This is a genomic window from Wolbachia endosymbiont (group B) of Scrobipalpa ocellatella, assembly GCF_964188425.1.
In the GTDB taxonomy this organism is placed as follows: domain Bacteria; phylum Pseudomonadota; class Alphaproteobacteria; order Rickettsiales; family Anaplasmataceae; genus Wolbachia.
Window position 1 is genome coordinate 17,760 of record NZ_OZ077190.1, and the last position, 16,395, is coordinate 34,154.

The window sequence follows — 16,395 nt, forward strand, 5'->3', positions numbered from 1 at the left end:
GTTATGTCAACAGATTACAATATTAGCTTAACTGACAATGCATTAAGGAAAATCCACTCCCTTGTAGAACAGGAAGGAGATGAGAGTTCTGTTTTGCGGGTTGCAGTTTCAGGTGGTGGATGCTCTGGCTTCAAGTATAATTTTCTTATGGATCAAATAAATAAGAAGATGTCTTTGGGTGACGATTTTGACGATGATGAAGACGACGATTTTGACGATGACGAAGATAGCGAGGATTATAGAAGCCACTCCAGTTTTAGTGAAAAAGGTAAAGATATAGTAATTAATGATGAGAATGGAAACCCTGTGTTAATGGTTGATAATTGTTCAGCGAAATTTTTAAATAATTCAACTATAGATTATACTGAAGATCTAAGTGGTTCTGGTTTTCAAATCAAGAATGCTCTCGCTAAGTCTCGATGTGGGTGTGGTAACAGTTTCTCGGTCTAATTCTCCCTCCTGGATCTTTTTATAATATGGACAGTGATGTAGCACTAGAGCTAGCTTCTGTGAGTAAGAGCTTCAAAAAAAGTCCTGCTATTGTAGAAGATATCAATCTGAGTCTTACAAGAGGGCAAGTAGTTGCATTGATCGGCAGTTCAGGATCAGGAAAAACAACTATATTGCAAATTGCAGGCCTATTGGATAAGCCAACTTTAGGTGTAGTGACAGTAGATGGAGTAAATTGCACGCAAGCCAGCAATAAATATAAAACTCATGTAAGAAGAAATTTTCTTAGCTTTGTTTATCAATTTCACTATTTATTACAAGAGTTATCAGTGTTGGAAAACGTTATGCTTCCTCAGCTTATTGCAAGAAGAAGCAAAGCTGAAGCAAAAAAAAAATCGCAAGCAATATTAGAAAAATTTGGTCTGGAAAATAAAGCAAGTAGTATGGTATCTGAAATTTCTGGTGGAGAAAGGCAGAGGGTTGCAATTGCAAGAAGCATTGTAAACTCTCCAAAGCTTTTACTTGCAGATGAGCCAACGGGAAATTTAGACCCAACAAATTCTTTGAATGTATTTTTGCTGTTACATTCATATGTAAAGGAAAATAACAGCTCTATGCTTATAGTAACACACAACTATATCCTTGCAGAAAAAGCAGATCACATTTTTCAGTTAAAAAACCGATCATTAGTAAAGCTGTAAATGGAAGAAACAAGTACAATACAAAGCTACCTATAACTTGTACTTATTTAACCAATGGTCATTAACGGAGTATAATTCGCATGAAATGCTTTCATTATTTTTTATACACGGACTCTTTAACTTACGCTGTTTACTTAGAAAGCATCCTGACAGCATAAACATTGCTAAAACGAGAAATAATAATTGCCTAAACATAACAAGACTTTTTTTATTTATATTAATACGTTCATTTCTCTCATTTGTAAAGTTAGGCATATTCTTTTACCCTTATCTCTTTTTTAACTTTTTTGGAGGAAGTGACTGCACTGTTTAAGCGTAGTTTTATATAATTATCTATAATTTGAGCTACTTCCTCTTCTTTATCCCTTAAAAAGTGGTTAGTATCGTCTACTATATGGTATTCCATATGGTTATTTTTTACCGAATTTATTAACCTTTGTGCTAATTCTGTTACATCGCTTTCTTCTGAAATTGTATCATTATTACTTTGTATTATAAGTCCAGGAACTGGGCAAGGAGAGAGAAAAGAGAAATCGTACTTAGTTGCTGGAAGAGAAAGGGCAACAAAACTTACTATCTCTGGACGGCGCATTGTCAACTGCATAGCTACCCATGCTCCAAAAGAAAAACCGACTATCCAAATTGGAACGTTGTTAGAGTTATGCTCCTGAAGCCAATCAATAGCTACTGCAGCATCAGTTAATTCTCCTATACCCTTATCAAAAGTTCCGGTAGATTTTCCGACACCACGAAAATTAATTGTCAATGCAGAAAAGTTATTATCGATAAAAGATTCATATATAGTATGTATAATCTTACTATCCATACTACCACCATATTGAGGGTGATGATGTAAAATTAGCACAACTGGTGCATTGGTATCTTTGCTTTGATGATATCTACCTTCTATCTTTTTTGTTGCATTATTTAAAAAGACTTCTACCATGATTGCTCCTAATAAAAACCTGTTTTGACAGGGCTTGATAATGTAAATTATTTATTAATTATGTATTAATTTCACTGTTTTTGCAATAAATTTTTTATCGTGTTAAAGTTAACATACATAATTGGTTAATGGTAAGTGACAAATAAGCCTGTGAGTTTATTCTCTCTGGAAGAAAGTAGTTGCGTGTATGCTGATTATAATGCAACTGCTCCAGTGAGTAAAAATGTAAAAAAAAGTATACTTGAGATTTTGTCGAAACAAACACTAAATCCATCATCGCTGCATAAAAGAGGACAAGAAGCGAGGAAGATTCTTAAAGAGGTAAGAGATAACGTACGTGATGCTCTTAGCATTCCAGATGATAAAGAAATAGTTTTTACGTCTGGTGCAACTGAAGCAAACAACCTCGTCATGAGAGGAATGAAAGGCTATCTGCATGTAATTTCAGCTACAGAGCATCCTTCAATTCTTAATTCTGCATATAATCCACATATAATACCCGTTAATCAAGAGGGTATTGTTGACTTTTTAGAGCTAGAAAAAATTCTAAGCGAACTTGAAGGGAATAAAGTAATAATTTCAGTGATGATGGCTAATAACGAAACTGGAGTTATCCAGCCTGTTAAGGAAATAGCTAAAATGGCACATAAATTCGGGGCAATCTGTCACACTGACGCTGCTCAAAGTGTTGGGAAAATCAAAGTAAATATGGAAGATTTAGGAGTGGATTTACTTACTTTATCTGCTCACAAATTTGGTGGTATAGCAGGTAGTGGAGTTTTAATATTTGACAAAAAGCTTGTAATAGAACCTACTATAATAGGTGGTGGGCAAGAAAAAGGATTGCGTGGTGGTACAGAAAACATTATTGCAATAGTAGGTCTTTCTGCTGCATTGCAAAACATTCCAGATCTTCTATCAAAGATGGATGAAGTAGAGAAGCTACGTGATCAATTGGAGTATGGGTTATTAAGTCTTGTCAGTGATATCAAGATCTTTGGCAGAAATTCTAAAAGATTGCCAAATACAAGTTTCATTTATATGCCGAGGGTAAAGAATGATCTGCAGCTCATGCATTTTGACTTAAATAATATTGCAGTCAGCAATGGTTCTGCATGCTCTTCTGGAAAAGTTGGGCCTTCTCATGTTTTGCTTGCAATGGGAGCAACAAAAGAGCAAGCAGAATGTTCAATTAGAATCAGTATAGGTCCGGAGGTTAAACCGCGAGACATAGAAAAAATAGTGGATTGTTGGTATAGTATCTATAAGAAGAATGCTTTAGTAAATGCAAAAACTACTTTCACCATTCCCCTTAAATCATGATAGAGGGAATGGTGAAAGTAATTTCTATTGCCAGAGGTTGTTATAATAGTTAAATGCTGCTGAAAACCGATTTGCTTATAGTTATGGAAGAAATTCTCTAATTGCATACCACACCATTCAATTGTAGTATGTCATTTTATACTTGATAAAAACGATGTATTGTATTATAATATATCATCAAGAGATAATAAGGAGTTACATATGTCTTATATGAAAAACGAACAGGATATTCGCTCTCAGGGCGTTTATTATAGTGCTGGACTCAGGAGTTACCTAACTAAAGTATACAATTATATGGCTTTAGCTTTAGGTGTTACAGGGCTTGTTGCGTTTTTAACAGTGTTTTCTGGTCTTTTCCAGGTGATTTATTCCAATCCTGTTCTATCGCTTGTGGTAATGCTATCTCCAGTTGCATTGGTGTTTTATATGTCTTTTAGGCTTCAACACCTAAGTGCTCAGTCAACACTTACTGTATTTTTTCTATTCTCAGTTTTAATGGGAATTTCTTTATCTCATATTTTTATAATTTATACTGCAGAAAATATAGCGAGAGCATTTTTCATTACATCGATCATGTTTGGTTCTATGGCTTTATATGGTAATACTACAAAAAAAGATCTTACCAGCATGGGTTCTTTTTTGATTATGGGAATCTGGGGGTTAATCATTGCATCTATAGTTAATCTGTTTCTTGGAAGCAGTCCTCTCTATTTTGCAATATCGTTTGTATCAGTGATAGTGTTTACTTTAATGACCGCATACGATGCTCAGAGAATCAAAGATGTTTATTATAGATATAATGATGGCTCAGAAGTTGCAACTACTAAGCTGGCAATACTTGGTGCAACTAATCTTTACTTTGACTTCATCAATATATTCCTCAATTTACTCAGGTTACTTAACTTGTTCAACAATAAGGATTAGATGATTTCCTTTTTAAGGGGAAACAATAAAAGTTCTATAGTTTTCCTCCTAATATCTTTAGTGGTATTGATGCTGTGTCTTGCATATGCTTCAGTACCGTTGTATAGCATCTTTTGTAAAGCTACTGGATATGGTGGCACAACGAGAAAAGTAACTAATGCAACAATAAATGCAACTGACCAAAAAATCAGGGTTCACCTTAATGCTGATATAATATCAGGTCTGCCTTGGGAATTTAAATCAGAAACTAACTACATCGATACAAATATAGGGCAACAAAGTTTAGTATTTTATTATGCAAAAAATTTATCTGATCAGCCTTCTTTTGGAATGGCAGTGTATAATGTCACACCTTTTAAAGCAGGTAAATATTTCAATAAAGTTGCATGCTTTTGTTTTGAAGAGCAAATGCTGCTACCAAAACAAAAAGCGGCTATGCCCGTATCCTTTTACGTAGACCCTGAAATAATGCGTGACAATAGTACAAAAGATTTAAGTGAAATAACACTATCATATACGTTTTTTAAGCTTAAATAACAAACCTTTTCCTATTGTAATCCGAACAAGGTTGTACGATACATCTATTGAATTGAGCAGGAGCTCTTATTTGCTTTTTGCACACTGACTACTTGTGTTTCAGTGTTCGTTGTTGCTAATTCCCATCCTTCATTATTTGCTTCACAAGCATTCCAACATTGAGCCAACTCCTTATTATTTTTTACAGAATCTGGTATTTCTATGTTGGGATTTTTTTCTAATGTATGCTTAATTAGAATCTCACAGCAATTTTTGCGTTCAATTGACTTATCCTTACAATATAATTCAGCAACACACTCTAAAGCAGTGTTTCCATTGTAGTTTTCATCTGGGCTATCATTCACTCCCGCTTTTATGAGAGCCTTTAATATGTCCGGAGAATGGGTCAAAACACAGGTATGTAAATATCCTTTTTCGTTTTGCACATTAGCTCCTGCTTTTATTAAAACTTGCGCTAGATTTGTTAAAGTGTACGGTTTATAGTTAATGGCGATGGAAAAAAGACTATCTATTGGAAAGCCATCATAATCTTTCAAGTCAAATCTGTGATTAATATCAAATCCTTTTTTTCCCAAGAAGTATATAAATATTTACAATAGTCTCCTTTTTTATCTGATTTTTGCATTTTACATTTTAACCTTTCTTTTATTTTTATTATTGGTATCTAAATCGTCATCTTCATCCACTTCACACAACACATTGAATAAAACACCATAAAGCCAAGTTTCTCTGTTTGTCATAATTTGTGCCTCAAAACTATTAACAATACGCTTATGTAGTGTATAAACTCTAAATAACATTTTGCAAAATATTAATTGCTAGATAACATAATTAAAGTTTTTGTCTTACATTTATCATGGTTAGAGCTATACAAATTAAAAAAACTGGGGGGCCAGAAGTATTAGAATTTGTAGATAAGAGCATAGGTGAGCCAAAAGATGAGGAAGTCTTAATACGTCATACAACTATCGGCTTAAATCGTTATGATTTAGAACACAGAAAAGGTACACGCAAAATTAAAGATCTGCCATCAGTACTTGGAGTAGAGGCAGTAGGAGTTGTTGAAAAGCTTGGTAAAAAAATTAGTGATGGACTTAATGTTGGAGATAGAGTTGGATATTGCACAGCTCCTCCAGGGGCATATTGTGAAAAGCGCATTGTACACCAGAAATATTTGATAAAAATTCCGAATGATATACCTGATGAAGTTGCTGCTGCAGTATTGTTTAAAGGTATGACAGCTCACTATTTAGTTAATCAATCTTATAGAATCAGGCCTGGTGCTTTTGTACTAGTTCATGGAGCTAATGGTGGTTTGGGGCAAATAATATGCCAATGGGCAAAGGATAAAAAAGGTGTAGTGATAGGTTCTATAAGCTCTGACGAAAAAATGAAGATAGCTTTACAAAGTGGCTGCACATACGCAATAAACTACAATGATAAAGACTTCGTTTCTAAAATCATGGAGATTACGAAAAATAGAGGAGTAGGTGCGGTGTATGACCCTATAGGTTACGCTACAAGCAAGCTCTCTTTTGAATCTTTAGGTAAGTTTGGCATATATGTTTCCTATGGGCAGATATCAGGTAATGCTCCTATTAATTTCTCTTTACTTAGTTCGCGTTCGTTATTTGCAGCTGGAACTTCGATATATCACTACAAGCACAATAGACTTACGTTAGTGCTTACTGCAATGGAAATTTTTGAAATGATAAGAAAAAAACTTTTAATTGTACGAATTAATAAAAAATATAAATTTGATGAAATAATAGAGGCTCATCGTGACATGGAAAATAGAAAAGTAAGTGGGCTAAATATTATCAAAGTTTCTTAAATAACTTAGTAACCTAAAATAATTATTCATTAAGTCATATCAACAAGAATTTCACATGGTTAATTTTCTTTTTGGGAGAGTTAAAAGCATACAGCTGTAGCTAAACTGACTGAGATTTTTATACCGGACTAGTTTGAAAAACTTGTCATTCTGCTACTCGTTAGTGGCGTGGTAATGCAATGTTTTATCTATAGATATTATGTTCACAGTAGTTTCAAAAGAAGCTGAGTAAATAAGTTATATTTCAAATTAGATTTGGTGTCACATCTAACATTATAAGTATTATCACTTCAATAGTATATGGAGCTGTTATTTTTCTTTTAAATGAATGCTTTTTTCTGTTTTACAATAGTTTTAGAGTTAGTACTTAGAAAGTTTACATTGCTTTATGAATTGTCTCTGTTGTTCTGATATATCCAGTAATCATAAGTTCTCCTTTAATGGCATTTTGTTCTCATATTTTATATACCATTACACTCTGGGACCATACATATAAGGCTAAAGTTTGCTGAAAGTCAATTAAAATTACTTAATAAATTAACTATATAAACTAAAAATGCTAGTATTATATTATTAATTTTAAGTAAAGGTACATACTATGAGCTATACAAGAGAACAGTTAAAAGAGGCGAGGCAAGCAAAAAGTAACCTAGAAAAGAAATTTGAATCAAAACTAGAACTAGCAGCAGGCACAATAGTGATACTAACAATAGCACTAGGAATGGGCGCTGTTACTGGGGCTCTTGCAGGTTTAGCTCTAAGTTATGTTAACTTGCCACCTCTCATTGCAGGTGGAATCATTGGTTCTGCAATGTTATTAGTAGGCTTAATCAAGGCTTGTTTTTTCTCAAAAACTACAAATCTCAACGATATACCAGAAGGCATGTCCAAAGAACATGAACAAATTTTGAGAGAATATAGCAACAGCGCTGAATATAAAATTAAAAATTATGCAAATACTATCAGTATTATTGGTGTTTTTTTTGGAGTTGGAGCAGGACTAGTTGCTCTTGGTTTTACATCACCCGCAGCTATAGGTGCTTTAACTTTTGTAGTGAGTGTGATTGCTTGTATTCCTTTAAGTTTCTTAATTGATAAAGCAATTGAGTGCTTTTTTCCAGAAGGAAATAGACAGCCAGGTAGTTCCGTTGATGGGGAGATATACAAAGGAAATAAACAGCCAGGTAGCTCAGTTGATAGTGATGTGAAAATTGTTGATGGGGATGTGTGCAGGAGAGTATTTTAAGAGACGATAGATAGAAGTTTTTGAAGAGGATTTAGCCCATTTTTTTGTGTTAAGTATAATTGAATTATCAGCTTAATTCCTAATCCTGCATAGCTAGTTGATTTTCCCATCCAAGAATCATTTTATTAGCTTGCCTCAATGTTTCAATAGAAGGCAAGTCTTCTGTGCTTAGTGGTAGACGAACAGTTTTGTGTTCTATAAGCCCAATGTCATGCAAGAGTGCTTTAGTAGGTATTGGATTGCTGGCAGTAAATAGAGTTTTGCAAGCTTGTTGCCAACTGTCTGCCTGAGGGTTCTCGCCACTCATGCATTGCTTAACATATTCATGTACTACACGTGGCCAAACATTGGCAGCAACAGAAACCAGACCAGCCGCACCCTTAGCAGCCATATCGGGTATCATATTATCATCTCCGCAAAAGACCTCAATATTTGGTGCAACTTTCTTATACTGAGTTAAAGTATCAACGGTGCCACTTGAATCTTTGATAGCCCAAAATTTTTCGTGGCTGGATAAGTTGCGTACAGTTTCAGCGTGAAGACTCACTCCTGCTCTTGATGGAATATTGTAAAGCATGGCTGGCACATGTGCTTTTTCAAGCAGCTTTTCAAACCATAAAGTTTGCCCCATGATTCCAGGCTTTGCATAAATGGGAGTTGTCATTAGATAGCCATGAATAGGCATACCCTTGCAAAAATCAAGCCATTCAAGAGTCTGATATAGATTCACTCCTGGTACACCAATTATAATTTTCGTATTTAATTTTAGCTCACATACAAATTCAACTAATGTGCGCTTTTCAGAATCAGTAAGTGATAAGCTTTCACCTGTGCTACCTAGCAACACTAAACCATTTTCAGCTTCAGCTTGCATTGTTAGTAAACGCTGCAAGCTTTGGTAATCTATACTATCTCCACTGCAATTAAAAGGAGTAACACAAGCAGTCCATAAAAATGTAGATTTCAATTGAAGTTATTAAAATGGTATTTCATCATCGATTAGTTCGTCTTTTATATCGTTGTCAAAACTTCCGTGTTTATCTTTTTGTTCTGTTTCATTTTGTTTGTATTCACTTGGCTTGTAATCAGAGTTTGACATACTGTTTCGTGAATCTAAAAGGGTAAGGGCACTATTAAAGTTATATAGCACCACCTCTGTCGTATACCTTTCACTACCATTTTGGTCAGTCCATTTTCTAGTTCTCAGAGAACCTTCAACGTAAACTTTACTACCTTTGCGCGCAAAATCCTTAACAATTTTTACTAATCCTTCACTAAAAATTACAATATTATGCCATTCTGTCTTTTCAGAGCGCGTACCAGAAAATTTGTCAGTCCAACTTTCAGATGTGGCTATCGAAAAACTTGCCATCTCTTTTCCATTTTGTGTAGTCCTAATTTCAGGATCTTTTCCTAAATTACCAACTAATATGACTTTATTTATAGTACCACTAGACATAATTATGCTTTAAAATAAATCTCTTTATTATCTTATGTGAGAGTATTATTGTCAAATTTAATTAAAAACGCGCTTGGAGGGATTCGAACCCACGACCTTTGCCTCCGGAGGGCAACGCTCTATCCAACTGAGCTACAAGCGCAGATGTATTAGATTATTTAATAGATAAACTATCTAAATCAAATTTTTGTTCTGGATAAAGCGTAAACATAATACCTCCATGTCCAAAATGTACATTTTTAGAATTGCTTATCCGTTCTTTTGTTATCTTTTGGTTTACAGCCCATGAAAAAGTTACATAATTTTCAGTTACTGAGTGCACTTTTAAATCCTTAGTATTTATAAACAACTTTCCATTTACCCATATTTTCCATGTATCGGGGGAAAAGTATAAAATTGAATCTAAACTGACTACTTTACAATTGAAATTTTCTTCCTCTGTAACTCCTGAAGACTGTAAGTTAAACTTTTCCATCTCACTAACTATTCTATTAACCTGCTCTTCATCAAAAAAAATGCTTTTTATGCTACCATATTGCGATAAAGTACTCTCTGCTGCCTCTTTTATTATATCGTCTCGATCTATATAATAATTGTTGATAAAAAAACACTCCTTCGCACGCAAATTTGCTATATCAATGAAGTCATTTATTTCTTGATTTCCAACTTTTAAAATACTTTTTAAGTACTTCTTTTCTATAATCATTCCATCATTAGAATGATGACAGACCATTTCATCATTGCCTTGTCTTTCTATATATACACATAAATTTTCACTATTTAACCCTAATATTTTATGCTCAATAAAATCTTCATTACTAATATGCTGTTGGCAAGAATATTTTTTACAAATCCCTATATTTTCTACAAGATCTTCGCAATTGCAATATGCACTAACATTAAAAAACAGCAGCGTAAAAATAAAAAACAACTTTATATTCATCTACTTAATATGGTATACCAATCAAAAACTATACTAGCTCTCACTATCTCTATCATATTACCACTTAAAATCTGGTTTATAACTTTAGCATCTATATTTCTCTGCTTATTCAAGGTAAGAGATCTGATCATAACATAACCAGGAAGATTTGGAATAGACTGTAGAAATAAAAAAATATGCTTATCGCTAATTGAGCTTAAACTTAGAACCACTTCACTTCTTATTACTTTTGTATGTTCACTTTTATTGTGGAGTTCAGCTTCTTCAGGTATAGAAATTGATATTTCAGGTTCTAACATGTAGTGTTTTTTATATAGCTTGTTAAGCTCAAAATTTAAATTTGTAATGTATCTGCTACTATGTAAGTTTGAAGAAGAAATTCTTTTCCATAAATCTAGGTTTTTATTTAGAACGACTTCTTTCTTTTGAATTTCAATGATCTGTAAATTAATAGAGCGTATTTCCTCAGCTGCAGTTTGATTTTTATTATAAACCTTTTTGTTATAGATAATAAAACACGTTGATAACCCTATTAATACAATAGATAACAATAAGTAATATATGCACTGAATTGTAGCTTTTCTTTTTAGTTGAGAGATAGTCATCAATCTACATTGCCTCTCCTATTTCAACATCAATAGATAGATTTTTCTCTTTAGTAGTAGGTAAGCTAGAGATACTAATATCATGAGTACGGAAATTATCGTTTAAATTTTTCTGTAGTTTCTCGTATTGATAAGAAATGTCTTTACCAGATTGAAAATTAAACCTTAAAGTTGTGGTAATATAACTTTTTGCCTCATTATAATTCCACTCAAACGATTGAAGCTCTACACCTGGTACTTTTAACTTTTCTGCATACTTAATTTGTGTAAGGGGAGAGTACTCTATTTTTGATAAAATATTATTTATATTAATAAAATCGTAAACTTCATCTATCTTTTTTACATTATAGATTTGGCTAAGTTTTATTAGTTTGTTATTTAAAGCACTCCGCGTTGCAGATAAATTATCAGCAACATTAAAATTTGAATACAAATTTTGCAAACAAAAGGCGTTAATTACAACTAAAACCAAGAGTAGGTATAGAAAAATTTGAGGAGAATTTAAATAAAGATAATTAAATAGATAAAATTCTTTAGTTTCTTTTGTGTTAAAAATATTTATTGGCTTATTCTTAAAGCTGTGAAACAAAATTGTAGTATCACAAAAGCTATCTTTTTCGCTTATAGCTAATTCTGCCCCCAATAGTTTACCCAGCTCATATGGAGTCAATATGTTCACACTATTCTCTGAAAAATTTATAACTGATAAACTAGATTTAATAGCTTCTGATACTATAATGCAGAGGTCGACAGGGTCATTTTTTTCAAATCCAAACTTAGTTAAAGATTGAATTGTATTTTTCACTTCCTGATATATTTCACCAGCAATGATTCCTGGTAAATTATCATTAGTAAATGGTATTAAACGTGTAAATATCATTTTGTTCTCTTTAAGAACCACTTGTCTATAGCCACCTGTTTTAGTTGCAGCAACTATAATTTTCCAGTTACTAGGATCTTTGTGTAGAATCTTTTTTGCTATACTGACTAGTTCTATAGGAAACATTAATATTCCTTTAAAGTTAGAGCCTATTTCAACAAACACGTCCAACCAATATTCTATTAAATGATTTGCTTTTGATGAAACAAATAGATACCACCAGTTTTGATTAAATTTATTCGGCTTTTCGACCAAGAGAATAGAATTTATATCGTTATTATGAGCAAAATGCTCTACTTTTGTTTTTGCTGATAGATAAGCACTAATCCTATTTACTCTTGGGATAGACTGTAGCAAATAGTTCTGATCAGTGTGATTGAGAACCAGATATAAGGGTGCTTTTTTATCTGATGAAAGACATGAAATTAAGTCAGAAACAGCTTTATTATTTTTGTCCTTAGCAAAATATCTTTTATTTAAAGTATCATTTTTAAAATATAGTAACATTGTGCCTTCTTTTCCTATAGAAAGCATAAACTTACTTTTGGGTTTTGACCCAAACATATTAACAAAGTGTATACTCATCTAGAATTAAAAAGGTAATTTATTGAAATTCATTAAACATTAGATGACAATATTACTTATATTATAAGTTTTTGATAAAATTAGTAGTAATATTAACCCTTTTGTATGATGAAGGTTTTTTATATTTGTGCTAGACACAACTTAACCTGACAAACGAGGATTAATTATATCTCAGCTTGATATTTTATTCTCCAACAGACTGAAAATTGAATTGAGCTAAAGACTTGATTTGACGCACGTTGTTGCACATTACCATTTAGTATACTTGAACTGAACATTTTCAGTGAATCCATCTGGCATGACTGAAACTTTTGTATTCATATTTATTTTTAAGTAATTTACTAGCTCATCAACTAATATATCAGGAGCAGAAGCACCTGCAGTAATTCCTATTTTTTCTGCGCCCTGCAACCAATTTTTGTTCATACATTTATAATTATCAATCAAATAGGCTCTTTTTCCTGTGGAAATGCACAGGTCTAATAAACGGTTTGAATTTGAACTGTTTTTGCTTCCTACAATTAACACTACGTCTGTAATTTTAGCCAATTTTTTAACAGCGTTCTGCCTATTTTGTGTTGCATAGCATATATCTTTTAAGTCGGGGCCTGTAATGCTTGGAAATCTGAGCTTCAGTGTAGCAATAATTTCTTTGGTATCGTCAATACTTAACGTGGTTTGTGTTACATAAGATAAATTATCTGGATCTTTGATTTGTAAATTGTATACGTCTTGCATAGTTTGCACTAGAGATATAGGATTACTTACTCTTCCTATAATTCCTTTCACTTCTGGATGATTTTCATGTCCAATTAGAATTAATTCTTTACCACTATCCTCATACCTTTTTGCCTCTTTATGTACTTTGCTAACTAATGGACATGTTGCATCAATCACTTGAACACCCTTTCTTTTTGCCTCATCCTCTATACTTTTCGACACTCCATGTGCACTGAAGATCAATATTCCTCTATTGTCTTTAATGTCTTCTATGCTGCTTACAAAAACCACTCCTTGTTTCTTAAAGCCCTCTACTATATATTTATTATGAACGATTTCGTGTAGTACATAAACTTGGCGTTCATTTTTGTATTTCTCTAAAGTGATTGCTAATATGTCTACAGCTCTTTTAACCCCTGCACAGAAACCGCGTGGTTCAGCTAAGATAATCTCCATTTTTTAAGTAAGTATGTAAACATTGCTAAAAAGTAAGCTCCGCTCACTATGTTTCATATCATGACTGCTTTACTATAATTTCAAATTTATCACTACCAAGACTCTTGTTAATATACCAGGAACCGTCATCTTTAATTGTAAATTCAGGACTCTTGAGGTCTCTTTTTATTGTCTTTCCATCTTGGCCATCCATAGCAATATGGATACTTACTATTACCCACAAATATAAAGTTCGTGAGCAAGTCGCCATCCTTCTGCTAGATCAAAGAGACGTCTCCATCCTTTCCAAATAGTAATGGGGCCTGGTTCTAGATCATTTTTTCTAGCCAAATGTCCTCCAAGTTGAGCAATCCATGAAACAGCTTCTTTTATAGTAGGAGTTGCATTTGAACATGGTTTTCTATGTATTTTTACATATAGAACTTTCCATTCTTCTTCGGCTAATAAGGTAGTACACGGTAATGTTGGATCAGTTCTTGCAATTGTTGTAATAAAGAAAATTCTCCAAGCAATAATACTCATTACTGTTAAATATCGCATCAACCTTTCTGCTGTTCCAAGCCTACATTCTTCAACTTTGAGACCAGATTTTAAAATTTTATGTAATATTTCTATTTTCCATCTAAGACAATACCACCTAACTTTTTCAACAGCTTCATCAAAGGTATTGACTGGAAGATTTGTTAAAAGCATCCACTCTAGCGGATTTGTTTCAGAAGGAAAGTCTTTTTCAACAACGTAAACTGCATAGTGTGGTAATTTAAGTAATTCTTCTGTCTTATGCCTAATACTATTCTTAGATGGATGCATAATAAACTTTCCGAATCTAACTTCCAAATGTGCTGTTCTTTTTGGCTTATTATCTTTTGCAGGAACTTCAACTTTTACCGTACCTGCACAATGAGAGGATTTAATAAATTCCCATAACTTCTGCTCACCTTTTTCAGGATATCGAGATTTTCTATTTACTGCCCTATCTTTGGAAGCTCTAACTAACACTGCCGAATTAAGATTATATGCAAGCTCAAAAAACTCATATATATCTGCTTCTCTATCGCATATGGTTATAGTCTCAGTTTGAGTTGAATCAATAATGTTGTTTGTGTTGCTTAAAGTTTCTAACCATTTTATACTCTCTTTATCTTCAATGCGGATACTGTCATTGTTCTTTTTTTTTATGTTTTCAGATTCTTCAGGTCTTGAATAAATTTTTTGATCTAGTATCCCTAGTACCAAACCTTCTATACTAACAGCTAGAGCTGTATGCATTATAATACCTTGACTATGTTTTCTTGTAATAACTCCCAATCCACTTGTTTTTTCATGGTCTGTGTATGAAATATAACTTGTATCTTGGATCACAAAAATTTTTTTATGGGCTTTTGTTCTTTCAACTGTTTTAGCAACGTGTGAAGCTAGAATATCGCCTTCTTTCACGTTCTCATTTTGAAAAAAACGATATGCTGCTTTTGCTTCTGACCAACTTCCACACGCCTGATTGATTGAGCTTTCAGGTAAACTTGTAAAACTATCAGCAATATTTACTAATCGGTCAGTTAACCTTTTATCTCCAAGTACAGCATCTCCAAATTCATTTTCAGCCCATTCATTATTCCTGTTTGCCATTTTTTACCCTCAATGTTTGCAAACTTTAATGTTGTAATACTTTATTTTTATGTCCATTTATATTTGTGGGTAATAGTAAGATATGGATATCGAATGTAACGATGTCTATATTTACCATGGCTTTTTTCCCACTGTGTGAATTTAGACTAAACTTGCCCAACATGACATCATTAATACTCACTTCTCCTGCATAAGTATCACACTGACCATCTACACAACACTCACTTTCAATATAAAAAAGATCTGACATATTTATATCTATAAAAAAAAGAACTAAACTTACATACTAAATATAGCTTATCATTAATAAGCAATTACAGATTACTTTGGCTACAACAATAATGCAACAGACATAATTAATTGTATAAGAAACTACACTTTAGAGAAATGGTTGTTTGGTTTTTTTATTAATTTTTTTCACCATACTGTCAATCATGTGTTTTATTCCTTGATATACAGAGTGTGTACTTTCATCACTACGCATATAAGCAGAGCAGGAAAATATATTATGCTTTTCGTCTTCTATTGATAGCTTTGTATCGCATGTTATATGTTCGCCGCCGAGCTTCTCTATCAACTGGTCTTTGTCGTCTCCTATAGTTACCTTAATCTTACTTTCTTCTTTACCTATTTTGCTACTTAAAATTAAAACAATAATGGCTGGAGATATACATATAGTTCCTATTGGCTTTTTTGCAACAAAGAACTCTGAGACTAATCTTTCAAACTCAGGCATTACTGTTTTATTTTCAGCTAAGTCAGATAAATTTTTCGCAACTCCATATCCACCAGGTACGACTAGCATGTCAAAATTTTCAGCTTTAGCTTCTCTTAGGTCATATATCTCACCTCTTGCGATTCTTGCTGCTTCTACAAGTACATTCCTTTTTTCTTTTACCGCCTCTTTTGTTTTGTGATCCATAACTTGTGTGATATTGATATCAGGTGCAAAACATTTAACATCCACTTCCTGCTGATCAAGCACAAGCAAACTTAAAACTGCTTCTCTCACCTCTGTGCCGTCGAGGTGGCCGCATCCTGATAACACCACAGCAGCTCTTAATTTTTTCTCACCCATAAAATACCTTGATTTCATATAATCTAGGTATTGTAATACAAATTCCATATTTGGAAAGGAGTAATTATTTTATGTCAATTAT

Annotated in this window: 18 protein-coding genes and 1 tRNA gene; 7 read left to right on the top strand and 12 right to left on the bottom strand. The window is 33.1% G+C overall.

Annotated features, from left to right (window positions below):
• Positions 1 to 3: 3 nt before the first annotated feature.
• A complete protein-coding gene (locus AB3210_RS00085) occupies positions 4 to 450 on the top strand; it encodes a HesB/IscA family protein (protein WP_019236790.1) in 447 nt (148 codons plus the stop codon).
• 26 nt (positions 451 to 476) lie between these two features.
• Entirely contained in the window at positions 477 to 1,151 is a 675-nt protein-coding gene (locus AB3210_RS00090) for an ABC transporter ATP-binding protein (protein WP_052264796.1), read from the top strand.
• Between the two features lie 247 nt (positions 1,152 to 1,398).
• Here AB3210_RS00090 and AB3210_RS00095 read toward each other — a convergent pair whose 3' ends face one another.
• Positions 1,399 to 2,097: an alpha/beta hydrolase gene (locus AB3210_RS00095; RefSeq protein ID WP_007302230.1), complete on the bottom strand. Its 699-nt coding sequence runs from the start codon at positions 2,095 to 2,097 to the stop codon at positions 1,399 to 1,401.
• Between the two features lie 135 nt (positions 2,098 to 2,232).
• Here AB3210_RS00095 and AB3210_RS00100 point away from each other — a divergent pair, with 135 nt between their 5' ends.
• The 3 genes from AB3210_RS00100 to AB3210_RS00110 all read left to right on the top strand — a co-directional run bounded on the left by AB3210_RS00100 (position 2,233) and on the right by AB3210_RS00110 (position 4,881).
• Entirely contained in the window at positions 2,233 to 3,420 is a 1,188-nt protein-coding gene (locus tag AB3210_RS00100) for a cysteine desulfurase family protein (RefSeq protein ID WP_052264797.1), read from the top strand.
• 201 nt (positions 3,421 to 3,621) lie between these two features.
• A complete protein-coding gene (locus AB3210_RS00105) occupies positions 3,622 to 4,344 on the top strand; it encodes a Bax inhibitor-1/YccA family protein (RefSeq protein ID WP_007302228.1) in 723 nt (240 codons plus the stop codon).
• Positions 4,345 to 4,881, top strand: a complete 537-nt coding sequence (locus AB3210_RS00110) for a cytochrome c oxidase assembly protein (RefSeq protein WP_010407017.1) — start codon at positions 4,345 to 4,347, stop codon at positions 4,879 to 4,881. It begins immediately after the preceding gene.
• Between the two features lie 44 nt (positions 4,882 to 4,925).
• Here AB3210_RS00110 and AB3210_RS00115 read toward each other — a convergent pair whose 3' ends face one another.
• Positions 4,926 to 5,456, bottom strand: a complete 531-nt coding sequence (locus tag AB3210_RS00115; RefSeq protein ID WP_010407015.1) for an ankyrin repeat domain-containing protein — start codon at positions 5,454 to 5,456, stop codon at positions 4,926 to 4,928.
• Positions 5,457 to 5,737: 281 nt separating this feature from the next.
• Between AB3210_RS00115 and AB3210_RS00120 the strand changes: the two genes are divergently transcribed.
• Together AB3210_RS00120 and AB3210_RS00125 are read left to right on the top strand one after the other, a co-directional pair.
• On the top strand, positions 5,738 to 6,715 hold the full coding sequence (locus AB3210_RS00120; RefSeq protein ID WP_052264798.1) for a quinone oxidoreductase family protein: 978 nt from the start codon (positions 5,738 to 5,740) through the stop codon (positions 6,713 to 6,715).
• Positions 6,716 to 7,313: 598 nt separating this feature from the next.
• Positions 7,314 to 7,961, top strand: a complete 648-nt coding sequence (locus tag AB3210_RS00125) for a hypothetical protein (protein ID WP_230608965.1) — start codon at positions 7,314 to 7,316, stop codon at positions 7,959 to 7,961.
• A 79-nt stretch (positions 7,962 to 8,040) separates the two neighbouring features.
• Here the strand turns inward: AB3210_RS00125 and dapA are convergent, their stop codons facing one another.
• The 10 genes from dapA to elbB form a co-directional block, all read right to left on the bottom strand.
• Entirely contained in the window at positions 8,041 to 8,928 is an 888-nt protein-coding gene (gene dapA, locus AB3210_RS00130) for a 4-hydroxy-tetrahydrodipicolinate synthase (RefSeq protein ID WP_052264932.1), read from the bottom strand.
• A gap of 9 nt (positions 8,929 to 8,937) precedes the next feature.
• Positions 8,938 to 9,420: a single-stranded DNA-binding protein gene (gene ssb, locus AB3210_RS00135; protein ID WP_006014313.1), complete on the bottom strand. Its 483-nt coding sequence runs from the start codon at positions 9,418 to 9,420 to the stop codon at positions 8,938 to 8,940.
• A gap of 68 nt (positions 9,421 to 9,488) precedes the next feature.
• Positions 9,489 to 9,562: transfer RNA gene (locus tag AB3210_RS00140), tRNA-Arg, on the bottom strand.
• 12 nt (positions 9,563 to 9,574) lie between these two features.
• Positions 9,575 to 10,363 (bottom strand): hypothetical protein, encoded by a 789-nt coding sequence (locus tag AB3210_RS00145; RefSeq protein ID WP_052264933.1) that lies wholly within the window; start codon positions 10,361 to 10,363, stop codon positions 9,575 to 9,577.
• The gene (locus AB3210_RS00150; protein ID WP_010406999.1) at positions 10,360 to 10,968 is read right to left on the bottom strand and encodes a hypothetical protein; all 609 of its coding nucleotides are present in this window, start codon (positions 10,966 to 10,968) and stop codon (positions 10,360 to 10,362) included. The genes AB3210_RS00145 and AB3210_RS00150 overlap by 4 nt, the downstream gene beginning before the upstream one ends.
• Before the next feature lie 4 nt (positions 10,969 to 10,972).
• Positions 10,973 to 12,433 carry a hypothetical protein gene (locus AB3210_RS00155; RefSeq protein WP_052264886.1) on the bottom strand — a complete coding sequence of 487 codons (1,461 nt, stop codon included), beginning with the start codon at positions 12,431 to 12,433 and terminating at the stop codon, positions 10,973 to 10,975.
• Between the two features lie 249 nt (positions 12,434 to 12,682).
• Entirely contained in the window at positions 12,683 to 13,609 is a 927-nt protein-coding gene (gene ispH, locus AB3210_RS00160) for a 4-hydroxy-3-methylbut-2-enyl diphosphate reductase (RefSeq protein WP_007302221.1), read from the bottom strand.
• A gap of 58 nt (positions 13,610 to 13,667) precedes the next feature.
• Complete coding sequence (locus AB3210_RS00165) at positions 13,668 to 13,802, bottom strand: hypothetical protein (RefSeq protein WP_367363640.1); 135 nt, start codon at positions 13,800 to 13,802, stop codon at positions 13,668 to 13,670.
• A gap of 20 nt (positions 13,803 to 13,822) precedes the next feature.
• Positions 13,823 to 15,235, bottom strand: coding sequence for an IS4-like element ISWosp2 family transposase (locus tag AB3210_RS00170; RefSeq protein WP_214303148.1), 1,413 nt, complete (start codon positions 15,233 to 15,235; stop codon positions 13,823 to 13,825).
• 379 nt (positions 15,236 to 15,614) lie between these two features.
• Entirely contained in the window at positions 15,615 to 16,313 is a 699-nt protein-coding gene (gene elbB, locus AB3210_RS00175; RefSeq protein WP_007302219.1) for an isoprenoid biosynthesis glyoxalase ElbB, read from the bottom strand.
• Between the last annotated feature and the right edge of the window lie 82 nt (positions 16,314 to 16,395).

Coding starts and splice junctions, on each gene's coding strand:
- AB3210_RS00155 (WP_052264886.1), bottom strand. CDS start 12,433: ATGAGTATACACTTTGTTAATATGTTTGGGTCAAAACCCAAAAGTAAG.
- AB3210_RS00105 (WP_007302228.1), top strand. CDS start 3,622: ATGTCTTATATGAAAAACGAACAGGATATTCGCTCTCAGGGCGTTTAT.
- AB3210_RS00145 (WP_052264933.1), bottom strand. CDS start 10,363: ATGAATATAAAGTTGTTTTTTATTTTTACGCTGCTGTTTTTTAATGTT.
- AB3210_RS00110 (WP_010407017.1), top strand. CDS start 4,345: ATGATTTCCTTTTTAAGGGGAAACAATAAAAGTTCTATAGTTTTCCTC.
- AB3210_RS00165 (WP_367363640.1), bottom strand. CDS start 13,802: ATGGATGGCCAAGATGGAAAGACAATAAAAAGAGACCTCAAGAGTCCT.
- AB3210_RS00085 (WP_019236790.1), top strand. CDS start 4: ATGTCAACAGATTACAATATTAGCTTAACTGACAATGCATTAAGGAAA.
- elbB (WP_007302219.1), bottom strand. CDS start 16,313: ATGGGTGAGAAAAAATTAAGAGCTGCTGTGGTGTTATCAGGATGCGGC.
- AB3210_RS00170 (WP_214303148.1), bottom strand. CDS start 15,235: ATGGCAAACAGGAATAATGAATGGGCTGAAAATGAATTTGGAGATGCT.
- AB3210_RS00150 (WP_010406999.1), bottom strand. CDS start 10,968: ATGACTATCTCTCAACTAAAAAGAAAAGCTACAATTCAGTGCATATAT.
- AB3210_RS00090 (WP_052264796.1), top strand. CDS start 477: ATGGACAGTGATGTAGCACTAGAGCTAGCTTCTGTGAGTAAGAGCTTC.
- ssb (WP_006014313.1), bottom strand. CDS start 9,420: ATGTCTAGTGGTACTATAAATAAAGTCATATTAGTTGGTAATTTAGGA.
- ispH (WP_007302221.1), bottom strand. CDS start 13,609: ATGGAGATTATCTTAGCTGAACCACGCGGTTTCTGTGCAGGGGTTAAA.
- AB3210_RS00095 (WP_007302230.1), bottom strand. CDS start 2,097: ATGGTAGAAGTCTTTTTAAATAATGCAACAAAAAAGATAGAAGGTAGA.
- AB3210_RS00120 (WP_052264798.1), top strand. CDS start 5,738: ATGGTTAGAGCTATACAAATTAAAAAAACTGGGGGGCCAGAAGTATTA.
- AB3210_RS00125 (WP_230608965.1), top strand. CDS start 7,314: ATGAGCTATACAAGAGAACAGTTAAAAGAGGCGAGGCAAGCAAAAAGT.